Source organism: Flagellimonas hadalis (assembly GCF_007785775.2).
In the GTDB taxonomy this organism is placed as follows: Bacteria; Bacteroidota; Bacteroidia; order Flavobacteriales; family Flavobacteriaceae; genus Flagellimonas; species Flagellimonas hadalis.
Genome location: NZ_VNIK02000005.1, coordinates 1 through 12,432, shown reverse-complemented (window position 1 = coordinate 12,432; position 12,432 = coordinate 1). Strand labels below are relative to the sequence as shown.

Sequence of the window (12,432 nt, the reverse complement as noted above, 5' to 3'; positions counted from 1 at the left end):
AAGTATCATGAAACAAATCCTATTTGCCTTATTGGGCATTGCACTGATGACCCAAGTGTCGGCCCAAGACGACCCATCCGAAGAGACCAAAGAAGCCAAAATGCCGGAATTGGTGCTGGTTTTCACCAAAACGGCGGGCTATCGGCATCAATCCATAGAAAAAGGGGTGCAGACCTTTAGGGAACTGGGCCGAAAAAATGGTTTTATCGCCCTGCAAACCGAAAGCAGTGACGATTTTACACCGCAGAACCTCAAAAATTACAAGCTGGTCGTTTTCTTGAACACCACTATGGATGTGCTGAACGATGCCCAGCAAAAGGCCTTTGAATCCTACATCAAGAATGGAGGCAGTTATCTGGGCGTGCATGGTGCGTCAGATACCGAATACGATTGGCCCTGGTATGGAAAATTGGTGGGGGGCTATTTTGTGAGCCACCCCGAACAACAAAAGGCCAAAATTGAAGTGGTCGATAAATCCCATCCTTCCACGGCACATTTGCAAGACGTCTGGATCCATTTTGATGAATGGTACAACTTCAAGGACTTGAATCCCGATGTGCATGTGCTGTTAAAATTGGACGAATCCAGTTACAAAGGTGGCACGAATGGGGATAACCATCCCATTGCCTGGTATCACGAATACGATGGGGGCAGGGTTTTTTACACCGGTTTGGGGCACCCCGAGGCGGCCTATGATGAACCGGAGTTCCGCCAGCACCTTTTGGGGGCCATCGAATGGTGTTTAAAGCGAAAGTAAGGTGGGCCTTGCCACAATGATTCCAATGTTGCTTTTGATGTTCTTGAGGTAATCTGCCAAAGGCAGTTCACTGATTTCCACCTCGCCATTTTTACTGGAGGCATGTAGTAGATGTAACCGCCCATCGGGCTGGTGGATGGCAATTCCGGTATGGGTCACATCCAACCCTTTGATGGAAGTGGTCAGGGCCAAAATGTCCCCGGATTGGATGAGATGTTCCTTGCTTTGGATGTCTTCTTTGGGTAGATAGCACAATGTTTCCTTGGCCAGGTCCTTTTCCACTTGTTGCATGGCCTGAAAGTTCTCGTCACTGGCCAAAAACGGGTACAGATTTCGGTGCGTTCCCATAAAATCAAGGGGCTTTTCAAGCTCCACACCGCCCAATTCTGCCGTGATATCCTTCACCAAACCCTTCTTCTGATTGTTTCGAATCCACTCCGTAAAATAGTGTAAACGTGAAGGATAACCATTCAGTTCCCCGTTTCTATACCGAATGGTTTCAAGGTTTTTGACAAAAGCGTCGAAATCCGTTTCCTGATTCTTCAACATCAGGCTGAAGGCCATCACATTTTCAACAAAAGTGGTGCAATCCAACCCGCTGAAATTCACGACCAAGGTTTCGGCGTCGCCAATCTCCAGTGTTTTTTCAACGTAAGGGGTGCCTAAAAAAGATTTTCCCACGACCATGATGGTATCGCCCAAACTACTGGATTGGGTCTTCCCCAACGCAGTCATTTTCGACTCGAAAAGGGTTTTGTCCTTTGGGGAACAGGTGATTTGTTGGGCCATGACATTTGGTGAAAACACCCAAACCACAAGTAGGCATAAAGTGATGTGATGTGCTCCTCTAATGTTTAAACTTGAAATATTCATGGGGTTTATAATATGTTTTTAATTCTGGATCAATGAACTCAACCTGTATTAAGTCAGGGTAGGTGATAAAGTCCAAATGTAGTGATGTTGAGGTCAAATCCAGGTCTTCGATCCTCAAGTTAGGGTAGGCTTCTTGTATTTCTTCGGGGATTTGACCGATTGTTCCTGAAAAATCTGGGGAAGAATATACGTTCCAAGTTGTTTGGACCAAATCCACAAAGGGTTCACCCTCCTTAATTTCCCACAAGACATCTTTCAATTGAAAATCCAGATTGGTTTCAAATTCATGATTGTAAATGGATTCGTTTAGGACATTAATCCATTTGTTTTCTGGGATAACAATTTCATTGGGCTTATCACCAAATTTTGTGTAGGCGTATATAAACCCATCCGTATTATAACTTATAATGCTCAAATATTTTGAGTAAGAATTTAAGTATCCAAGTTTGAGCGGGGCAGGGGGATTAGTATCTCCAAAAAAATAGGAAGTAAATTTTCCACCACTCAGACTGATTGGTTGGTCATCATCAAAAACAGCTGAAATGGATGATAGACTATAGGTTGAAGTTGTGCTGGGCAATTCAACTTCCAAATAACTTTCAAAAGATTTAAAGTCTGAATAATCCAAGGTTATTTCCTCACCATCAGTGGGATTTTCAATGACATAGTATTTTAGATCATTGCTTGAATCGTATATGGTATAGAAGAAGTCGGGGTTGTCATAGAGCTGAATATTTTCATGGGATTCGGTACTGGTAAAACCTGGTAGGTCAGGACCACTGGTTGCAACAAGAATCCCTTGTTTATCCGAAATCCATTGGTATTTTGGAGATACTACATTCGCCACGGTAACATTGAAACTGCCTGTGGACGGGTTTCTCGGAACATAATCGTTTGCTCCAGGACCCAAGGTATATTTCCAGTGTGACCCTGAGGATATGTTTGGATACGATTTTATGGTATGCAACATTTCTCCTTCAATAGAATTTGTGTAACTGAATAAAGTTATGGTGAAATTGTTGGGTTGTATTTCTCCTTCCATAACTTCGAAATCAAAAGTGTCATCGAATTCAAATTGCTTAAAATCCAATAGGTTACCATTTTCATCGTGGATCATGATCCAATCATCTGTATCAGCGGTGCTATCTAAAACTTCAAAAGTAAAGTAAGTGACCATTTGGGGTTCCTCCTCCTTAGGGTCTTCGACGATCGGATCTTCATCAACGATGGAATCGGGTGAACTGTCCCCAGAACATGAGGTAAAAACAAGGATGGTGGTCAAAAGAAAGGATGAGAGATATTTCATGTGCAAGGTTTAGCCCCACTAAAGATAAAAAACCAATCAGGTTACCCCCATTTTTTTTGATGAACGGTAATATAAAGTGTTGAAAAATGAAGGAGCTTAGTCATTTTGGTTGTCCAGCAACACCCGTGTCCGCACAATGCTTTCCGGATAATTTTTCTGCACATAATTGATCAAATGCTCACGCACGTGCACGCGAAGGTCCCAGGCTGTGGGCGAGTCCTTGGCACTCATCAAGGCGCGGACCTCCACACAGGTAGGTTTGGAATCCGTCACCTGCAAAACGTTCACCTTTCCATCCCAAAGATCGGTGTTTTCCAATATGCGAGTGAGTTCTTCGCGAAGTTTATCAAAAGGCACATCATAATCCACATACAGGAACACGGTGCCCAAGATGTCGGCGGAAGTCTTGGTCCAATTCTGGAAAGGTGTATCGATAAAATAGGGTGTGGGCACGATCAATCGCCGTTTGTCCCAAATGGCAACGACCACATAAGTCAGGGTGATTTCCTCAATTCGGCCCCATTCGCCCTCCACGATCACCACATCGTCCAGTTTGATGGGCTGTGCAATGGCTATTTGGATGCCCGCCAAGATGGTACCAATGAATTTCTGGGCCGAAAAACCAATAATGATGCCAGCCACCCCGGCCGATGCAAAGATGCTGATCCCCACTTCCCGTATCTCCTGAAAACTCATCAACGCAAAACCAACGGCCAAAAGGATGATGATGAAAATGAAAATCCGTTCCAAAATAGTGAATTGGGTATAGACCTTTCGTGCTTTCAGATTGTCCGCAACCCCAACATCATAATTACGGATCACAATTTGTTTAACGATTTTTAGCAGGGCGATCATCAACCAACTCATCGCAAAGATGAACAACAGTGTACTCGCCTTTCGGAACCAAAAACCTGCATCTTCCAAGCTGAGGACATCGCGCAATGCCTTTATCCTTAGCAGTACGGACAGAAAAATCAAAAGCAAGGGGATGGCCAGTTTACGGAAAGAGCCCGAAGGTAATAGGTATTTGGGACTTTTGCCCATTCTTTTGAGGGCTATGGAAGCTGTCCAATATAAAAGCACCAGAAGGAGCAGGGCAGTGCCCAAGTAAATCAAGGACTCTTTGGAAACCGTATCGTAAAAATACTCCATATCCACAAAAATAAGGAGAAATGTCCACAGACCATGGGCTTGAACAAAATCGAGATTCGTTATCCCATCATTAAAAACTATTTTGGAAGGCCAAGGTCCAAGTCGCAACCGTGTTGTATTTTTGCTGCTCAAAATGGAAAGCCGTGCAAAAAGGAGTTTTATTGGTCAACTTGGGTTCACCTGACAGTCCCACCGCTAAAGATGTAAAACCGTACTTGGATGAATTTTTGATGGATGAGCGGGTCATCGATGTGAACCCCGTTTTGAGGAACATCATCGTTCGGGGCATCATATTGAACACGCGCCCCAAGCGTTCCGCGGAAGCGTATTCCAAAATTTGGTGGGAAGAAGGCTCGCCCTTGATCGTGATTTCCAAACGGTTTATGGCCAAGGTGAAGCAGAAGGTAGACCTACCCGTTGCCTTGGGAATGCGATACGGTTCCATGTCCATCAAGGAAGGTTTGCAAGAATTGAAGGAAAAAGGGGTGGACGAGGTGTTTTTGGTGCCCCTCTATCCGCACTACGCCATGTCATCCTACGAAACGGTGGTGGTAAAAGCCATGGAGGTCCAGGCCGAATTTTTCCCCGAGATGCAATTGACCACCCTGCCCGCTTTTTACAGCAACCCCGATTACATCAAGATTTTATCAAAAAGTATCGCCGAGGGGCTGAAGGGTTTTGATTACGACCATATCCTTTTTTCATATCACGGTATCCCGGAACGCCACATCAAGAAGTCGGACCCGACCAAGTCGCACTGCAAATTGGACGGCAAATGCTGCCAGACCAACTCCGTGGCCCATCATACCTGTTACAAGCACCAATGTTTGGACACCACCGAACTGGTGAAAAAAGAATTGGGACTTCCCGAGGAAAAGGTCAGTTCCTCTTTCCAATCCCGATTGGGCAGTGATCCATGGTTACAGCCCTTTACCGATAAGGAATTTGAACGATTGCCCAAAGAAGGGATCAAGAAATTGGCCGTAATCACCCCAGCTTTTGTGAGTGATTGTCTGGAAACGTTGGAAGAAATCGCCATGGAAGGCAAGCACCAGTTCCAAGAAGCAGGTGGAGGGGATTATATCCACATTTCCTGTTTGAACGACCGTGACGATTGGGCCGAATTGATGGCCGAATGGATCAACACATGGGAAAAAAACGGTGCCTTGCCCGAATATCACATTCAATAAGACCACAATAAAATAGTGCTATGAAAATGGAACACTTGGAGCATCACCTGCAAGCGGTACGCGACCAACTCAAAAACCATCCCTTATATGCCCAATTGGAATCGGTGGAGGACATCAAGACCTTTATGGAAAGCCATGTGTATGCCGTTTGGGATTTTATGTCCTTGTTGAAGGCGTTACAACAACATTTGACCTGTACCGCCCTTCCTTGGAAACCAGCTTCGGATGCATCCGTGGCCCGGTTCATCAATGAGATCGTGTTGGAAGAGGAAAGCGATTTCAATGAGTTAGGGGAGGCCAAAAGCCATTTTGAAATGTACCTCGATGCCATGGAAGAAGTGGAGGCCGATACGTCCAAAGTGTTACAAGTCATTTCTTCGTTTACCGATTTGGGGTACATATCCCAGCAAATTGAAAACGCTGACTTGGACCAAGCGGAAAAGGATTTTCTTCAATTCACCTTTGAAGCCATCAACACCCAACAACCCCATATCATAGCCGCAGCCTTTACCTTTGGAAGGGAGGATTTGATTCCTGATATGTTTTTGGGCATCATTGAGCAATCCGGAGAAAACGGCCCAAACAAATACGCCAAACTTTCCTATTACCTCAAAAGACATATTGAGCTTGACGGTGACGAACATGGACCCCTGGCGGTTAAAATGATCAAGGCCCTCTGTGGTTCCGATGAGCAGAAATGGGAAGAGGTTTTCCATTACAGCAAAAAAGCTTTGGAGCACAGGATCGCACTTTGGGACAGCATCGCCAAAAAACTCATCGAGAACAAGGATAGTTTAGTGGATGCGTTGTAGATTTGAGCGAACCATTCAGCTCACACGAATCTTTCACAATAGAACATCCTTGGCATGGCCAAAGTAACCGCAGACGAACTCGGGAAGGAACCCATTGGAAAATTATTGATCAAACAGGCCGTTCCGGCATCCATCGGTATATTGGTGATGTCACTGAACGTACTGGTCGATTCCATTTTTGTGGGCAATTGGATTGGGTCCATCGCCATTGCTGCCATCAACGTAGTGTTGCCCGTTTCCTTTTTTATTGCCGCCTTGGGAATGGCCATCGGTATTGGTGGGTCCAGTATCATTTCCCGTGCCTTGGGGGCCAACAACCACGAAAAGGCCCTAAAAACCTTCGGGAACCAGATTACACTTACCCTTTTGGTAACCGTGACCATGGTGGCTCTTGGGTTATTTTATGTGGATAATCTGATACCTGCTTTTGGAGGAAAAGGTTCCATTTTTGAGCCTGCAAAAATCTACTATACCATCATATTGTACGGAGTGCCCTTTTTGGCCCTTTGCATGATGGGAAATACCGTTATCCGAGCCGAAGGGAAACCCAAGTTTGCCATGATCGCCATGATTATTCCTTCCGTGGGCAACCTGTTGATGGATTACGTTTTCATCTACATTTTTGATTGGGGAATGGAAGGTGCCGCATGGGCCACCACGGTGGGTTACCTATTATGTTTTGGCTATATTCTTTACTTCTTTCTGTCCAAAAATTCGGAATTGAAAATCAGTCTGCCCCATTTTGGGTTGGACCCGGCCATACTTCGTGAGATCAGTTCTTTGGGCTTTGTCACATTGGCAAGGCAAGCGGTTACCAGTATCACCTACCTGCTCATGAACAATATATTGTTCAGTTTGGGAGGGGAGGCCATGGTGGCGGTCTATGCCATTATCGGGCGGATGCTGATGTTTGCCCTTTTTCCTGTTTTTGGCGTCACTCAGGGTTTTTTGCCCATTGCGGGCTATAACTATGGGGCGAGTTATTTCGATCGGGTCAAGGAGTCCATTTACACGGCCATCAAATATGCCGCATTGGTAGCGACCCTTGTTTTTGTGGTTTTGATGCTTTTCCCGGGCGAATTGGCCTCTTTGTTCTTGAGCAATCGTCCAGGGCTGTCAGCTGAAGAATTGGCGACCAACCAATTTGTACTGGAACATACTCCCTTCGCCATGCGTTTGGTGTTTGCCGCCACACCCATCATTGCCCTCCAATTGATCGGCGCAGCTTATTTTCAAGCGGTGGGAAAAGCCATCCCGGCCTTATTGCTGACTTTGACCCGGCAGGGGTTCTTCTTTATACCGCTCATTCTTTTACTCCCAGAGTTTTTTGAGGAAACCGGAGTGTGGATTTCATTCCCGATTGCGGATGCATTGGCCACAGTGGTCACGGGCATTTATTTGGCCAAGGAAATAAAGAAGGATTTGTCATAACGGAATTCTTGCCACAAGAATGCGTAATTTGGTTGCCTAACTGAACAAACATGAAAAAAATAATTTTTGCCAGTCTGATGATTCTTTTCGCATCGGCCTGTAAAGAAAAACCAGAAGAAAAACTCATGTACACCCTTTTTGTTGGCACCTATACCGATGGTGATAGTGAAGGCATCTACACCTACACTTTTGACGCAAACACAGGAAAACTGTCCAACCAAAAACTGGCCGCAAAACTGACCAATCCGTCCTATTTGGCCCTTTCCAAAAACCATACGAACCTATATGCCGTACAGGAAACAGCCGATTTTGATAGTTTGGGAGGAGGCGTAACTGCTTTTGCCCTAAATGATGGAGTATTGGAAATCCAGAACAGCTTGGGTACCCAGGGGGCCAATCCTTGTCATGTTTCCCTTTCGGGGGATGGGCATTTGGCTGTGGCCAACTATACGGGGGGCAATGTTTCGGTTTTCTCCCTAAATGATGACGGTTCTTTGGCCGAAGATCCACAGCTGATCGACCATAAACCTTTGGATTCCGTAAAAACATCGCATGCACACATGACCCAATTCACTGCTGACGGGCTTTTTGTGACCGATTTGGGCTTGGACGCCATCAAAAGATACCGGCAAGAAGATGGGGCATTCGTACCAGCCGTACAATCTTCATTGCCCTTTAAGGATGGGGCGGGCCCACGCCATTTTACCTTTGGTAAGAAGGGCCAGCTATTGTATGTGATCAATGAACTGAACAGCACCATTTCCGTCTTTGAAAAGAATCCCGAAGGGAATTACCAAGAAATCCAGGTCGTGGAAACCCTCGATCCTGCCTACAAAGGCAAAAATGCCTGTGCGGACCTTCATTTATCCCCAGACGGGAAATTTTTGTACGGTTCCAACCGTGGCGAAAACACCATCGTGATCTTTTCCGTGGATACCACTTCTGGAAAATTGGAATTGGTGGGCAGGGAATCGGTGCATGGGGATTGGCCCAGAAATTTTTCCCTGGATCCCACGGGAGAATTTTTATTGGTGGCCAATCAAAAATCAAGCAATATTTCTGTTTTCAAAAGGGATGCGGACAAGGGAACACTGACCTTTTTGAACGAAGCCGAACATCCCAACCCGGTTTGTTTGGTGTTTCAGGATTGAAAATTGCCCAATTTGTCACATCGAGTGGAATCGCATGGCGATTTTGTACCGAGATGTATAGGGACCTCGACCTGCCAGCCGGTACCATTCCCTTGGGAAAAAGCTACTAAAACTACTTTTTGGAGAGCAGTATGATGGTGCCTATCACCATCAAGCCCAAGAGTACCGCAAAGAAAATCTTCCAGAAGCTATAAGGCCGGGTACCCGAAATATTTCCATTTTCCCCATTGATGAAAAAGTTGTACTCCTTTCCATTGTAGCGATAGGCACTTACATAAACGGGCAATAAAATATGCTTAAAAGTTTCTTCGGACAGCTTCATGTCCATGGAGGTCACCCTTTGGGTATCGCCGCCAATATCCTGCATACACCAGCGAGTGGCAATATCACGGGCCACTTCCTTGGAATGGAGATGGCCATCTTTTAGTGGGATGGTATATTTTTCCGTGACAAACCCAGAGAGAAAACCACTGTTGAACGGTTGGAGTTTTTTCAAGTCCCAAAAGGCGATCTTTCCCGGGATCCTGCCTGCTTTTTGATGGGAAGCTTTGATCAAAGTGTCGTCAACAAAGCCCGAAACTTGCCCCGATGCCGGGTACCATCTGGTTTTACGGACCTGTTGGGTCACCATTTTGCCATTGGCATTGCGGACCCTCTTGGTTTCATAGTAATATTCGCCTCGTTGGCCCGTGTAAGAGGCATAAAGTTGCGCATCAAAGGTCCAATACGGCAAATACAACCCTTTGGTGAATTGGGGGTCTAAGGAAGCCTTTTTTAGATTGTTCGGAGCGAACCATAAACTGTTTACCCACTTCTTAAAAATGGCAAAAGATTGTTTTTTATCAATTTGAAAAGGCAGTACCGCACCGGGCAAGATCCAATTTTCCTTATAGGCATCGGCAATGACCAAAGGTTGGCCACAATACACACAATGGAGCGATTTATAGTTTTCCTCCACATGTTGGTCGGCCCCACAATTTTTGCAATGCAGCATGGAAATCTCCTCACTGTGTTTTTGTGAACCCATTTCCTGTAAAAAAGGGTACAGCTCCAATTCCTCAAACCCACTCTCGGCAATGGATATGGTTTCTTCATGACCACAGTACTCACAACTGATGTTGGTGGTGCCGGGTTTGTACTTGAGCTCTGCCCCACAATTGGTGCAGGCTTTTTTGAGTTCAGATTTTTTTACGGTTTCTTCCAATGGCCTTTTGTCATTCATGAGTCCCTTTCAAGGAGTGGTTGCTGGTATCATTCTGAGCTAAGCGAAGAATCTTAAGGATTAGGGTTGACTCCATGAGATTCTGAACCCACCAAAGGTGGATTCAGAATGACAGCACAAAAATTATTGCCCTGGCAATGGCGGTGGGGTATTGCCACCCAAGAACGATTTCAATTCCTCTACCTCTTTCAATGCCGTCCATGCGGACATGCCCTGCTTCCATACCAAACTGTCCCGATTGATGGTCCGGTTGGCAAAAAGGGACTGCAGTTGTTCAAAAGTTGCAGGTCCTTGTTGTGCACCGTTCACGGCGTAATAGTACAACGTTTGTGCTGGCATCGGTGGAGGAACGGCCCCGGCCGAAGGTTGCGCAGCTTGCTGTGGAGCGGCCTGGGTGTTTCCGCCCATCATGCCGCCCATTTGTTGGGCCAGTACAAAACCCATCCCCATGCCCATGCCCGCCCCAGCGGTTCCGCCCTCGTTCTGGGCAGCGGCTTCAATGGCTTTGGCCGTTTTGAATTTGGTCAATTTGTCCAGATCCAGTTTGTCGATGCGGCTGTATTCGAAGATTTCCTTTTTGAGGTCTTCGGGCATGGAGACATTCTCGATATAGAATTTCACCAAAGAAATACCCACACTTTCAAATTCGGGGGACATTACCTCGCGGCAAGTGTCCGAAAGCTCGGTGGTATTGGCCGCGTAGAGCTCGATGGGCAGATTGGCCTGGCCCACCGTATTTGTGAATCGGGTGGCGATCAAACTTTTTAAGTGCTCGTTGATCTCAAAATTGGTGAAGTTGCTGTCCGTGCCCACAATGTCCTTGATGAACTTTCCAGCATCGGAAATTTTAAAGGCGTAGGTTCCGAATGCCCTGATCTCCACCAAACCAAAACGGTCATCGCTCAAGGTGATGGGACTTTTGGTGCCCCATTTTTCATCGGTGAACAAGTGGGTGTTTACAAAGTAAACCTCCGCTTTAAATGGGGAATTGAACCCATATTTCCAACCTTTCAGGGTAGATAAAATGGGCAGGTTCTGTGTGGTAAGGTCGTAAGTTCCCGGTCCGAACACATCGGCCAATTGGCCCTCGTTGATGAAAACGGCGGTCTGCCCTTCCCTGACAATCAGTTTGGCTCCGTTCTTTATTTCGTTCTGATAACGCTCAAAGCGGTGCGCAATGGTGTCATCGGTATAGTCGAGCCACTCGACAATATCAATGAATTCGTTGCTGAGTTTTTCCTTGATCTTTCCAAAAATATCCATGGTCGTGTTTTTAGTTTATTTCAATGCTTAATTTATGAAAAAAGCGGATTGTTTCCGTTAGGTTAGTGTGAAATGGAAGTGATTTGTTACAATAGGAAAAGATGGGTGTGTCTACTCCACCTTACACGAAGTATCCGCAATGATTTTCCATTCCCCATCGATTCTTTTCAGCACCAACATAAAAATACCGTGTAAATTGCCCACGGGCCGGGTCAAATGGTACTCGCCCATCACCGTATAGGCATCCTCATTGATTTTGGAAATGTCATTAAGTACGAATTCCAAATGGCCAAAATGGTCTTTGGACGGATAGCTTTTCTTGTATCGGTCCATGGTGCTTTGCCAACCCTTTACAACGCCAGCACTTCCATAAAAAGTAAGTTCATCCGACTTCCAATAGGTTTCCATGAACTGTTCGATGTCATAATTGTTCCAAGCCGATTGCTGAATGGAAAGTACTTGCTGAATGGCAGCCTTATCCTCTTGCTCGGCCATCGTCTGCGCAACACAGAACAAGGGCAGAACAAAGAGCAGGCACAACACTTTTTTCATGTACGATATTTTTTAGAATCCAACTAAAAATTGCGGTAATCCCCAGCTAAATATTGGTTCGCCTTTTCTTCTTTGAACTGTGCGGTTTCGGCATCCCAGTGCAAGGTCTCCCCAGGGAAACGCCCGGCAATGGTTCCTAAAAGAATGGTTTCGGTCAACCGGGCCGCATAATCAAAAGGAGCGGTGGTTTCACCTTTGCCCAAACAGGCGTCCACAAACTGGTGGTAGTGTTTCGGGCCTTCGGACTCATAGTTTCGGATGGGCTCGCCCATGTTGTTGGCCGCCGATACCTTGGCAATCTCCTTGGAGATGTCCACATATTTGCCCTTCACGATCTTTCGGGGCAATTGCATAAAATGGGGCAACAACAATCGACCTTTTTCCCCAACAAACATGGCACCCTGTTCCGGCAATTCGTTTTCGGCAGCTACGCCTGCATCCAGTGAAATTTTATCCTTCACGCTCTTATCGTCCGATTTTTTGTCCTTTTTCATTTCCATGCCGGGCAGCAAAAGGTCTTCATGCATTTCAGGAGCACCTGGTCCATCATACCAGACCCATTTTAGGGATTTTCCGGTGTATTTGGTGCCGGGAAACTCATAGGTGACGGTGTTCTTTTCTGGGTAGCCAAACCCGTTGGAGGGTCGGCACTGTGTCATAATGGTCCTTGGCACGTCCAGTTCCAATGCGTTGTAAGGGGTGTCAAAAATATGCACGCCCATA

The 12,432-nt window shown here is 46.0% G+C and carries 11 protein-coding genes and 1 pseudogene; 5 read left to right on the top strand and 7 right to left on the bottom strand.

Annotated elements, in window-relative coordinates; translation table 11 throughout:
* The first annotated feature begins 7 nt into the window (after positions 1-7).
* Positions 8-757, top strand: coding sequence for a ThuA domain-containing protein (locus tag FOT42_RS08950; protein WP_151890231.1), 750 nt, complete (start codon positions 8-10; stop codon positions 755-757).
* Here the strand turns inward: FOT42_RS08950 and FOT42_RS08945 are convergent.
* The 3 genes from FOT42_RS08945 to FOT42_RS08935 all read right to left on the bottom strand — a co-directional run bounded on the left by FOT42_RS08945 (position 743) and on the right by FOT42_RS08935 (position 4,088).
* Positions 743-1,546 (bottom strand): N-acetylmuramoyl-L-alanine amidase-like domain-containing protein, encoded by an 804-nt coding sequence (locus FOT42_RS08945; RefSeq protein WP_192938354.1) that lies wholly within the window; start codon positions 1,544-1,546, stop codon positions 743-745. The genes FOT42_RS08950 and FOT42_RS08945 overlap by 15 nt on opposite strands.
* A 58-nt stretch (positions 1,547-1,604) precedes the next feature.
* A complete protein-coding gene (locus FOT42_RS08940) occupies positions 1,605-2,747 on the bottom strand; it encodes a hypothetical protein (RefSeq protein ID WP_151890229.1) in 1,143 nt (380 codons plus the stop codon).
* A gap of 285 nt (positions 2,748-3,032) precedes the next feature.
* Complete coding sequence (locus FOT42_RS08935; RefSeq protein ID WP_151890228.1) at positions 3,033-4,088, bottom strand: mechanosensitive ion channel family protein; 1,056 nt, start codon at positions 4,086-4,088, stop codon at positions 3,033-3,035.
* A 143-nt stretch (positions 4,089-4,231) separates the two neighbouring features.
* Here FOT42_RS08935 and hemH point away from each other — a divergent pair, with 143 nt between their 5' ends.
* From hemH to FOT42_RS08915, 4 genes are read left to right on the top strand one after another with little or no spacing between them, the layout of a single operon-like run.
* Positions 4,232-5,278, top strand: coding sequence for a ferrochelatase (hemH, locus tag FOT42_RS08930; protein ID WP_151890227.1), 1,047 nt, complete (start codon positions 4,232-4,234; stop codon positions 5,276-5,278).
* Positions 5,279-5,298: 20 nt separating this feature from the next.
* Positions 5,299-6,090 carry a DUF3050 domain-containing protein gene (locus FOT42_RS08925; RefSeq protein ID WP_226789835.1) on the top strand — a complete coding sequence of 264 codons (792 nt, stop codon included), beginning with the start codon at positions 5,299-5,301 and terminating at the stop codon, positions 6,088-6,090.
* 54 nt (positions 6,091-6,144) lie between these two features.
* Positions 6,145-7,521 (top strand): MATE family efflux transporter, encoded by a 1,377-nt coding sequence (locus FOT42_RS08920; RefSeq protein WP_151890226.1) that lies wholly within the window; start codon positions 6,145-6,147, stop codon positions 7,519-7,521.
* Between the two features lie 50 nt (positions 7,522-7,571).
* Entirely contained in the window at positions 7,572-8,672 is a 1,101-nt protein-coding gene (locus FOT42_RS08915) for a lactonase family protein (protein ID WP_151890225.1), read from the top strand.
* A gap of 112 nt (positions 8,673-8,784) precedes the next feature.
* Here FOT42_RS08915 and FOT42_RS08910 read toward each other — a convergent pair whose 3' ends face one another.
* The 4 genes and pseudogenes from FOT42_RS08910 to FOT42_RS08895 all read right to left on the bottom strand — a co-directional run.
* Positions 8,785-9,894, bottom strand: a complete 1,110-nt coding sequence (locus tag FOT42_RS08910) for a TFIIB-type zinc ribbon-containing protein (protein WP_151890224.1) — start codon at positions 9,892-9,894, stop codon at positions 8,785-8,787.
* Between the two features lie 123 nt (positions 9,895-10,017).
* Entirely contained in the window at positions 10,018-11,157 is a 1,140-nt protein-coding gene (locus FOT42_RS08905) for an SPFH domain-containing protein (RefSeq protein WP_151890223.1), read from the bottom strand.
* Positions 11,158-11,268: 111 nt separating this feature from the next.
* Positions 11,269-11,709, bottom strand: coding sequence for a YybH family protein (locus FOT42_RS08900; RefSeq protein WP_151890222.1), 441 nt, complete (start codon positions 11,707-11,709; stop codon positions 11,269-11,271).
* 23 nt (positions 11,710-11,732) lie between these two features.
* Positions 11,733-12,432 (bottom strand): annotated as a pseudogene (locus FOT42_RS08895) (gfo/Idh/MocA family oxidoreductase); the annotation flags it as partial.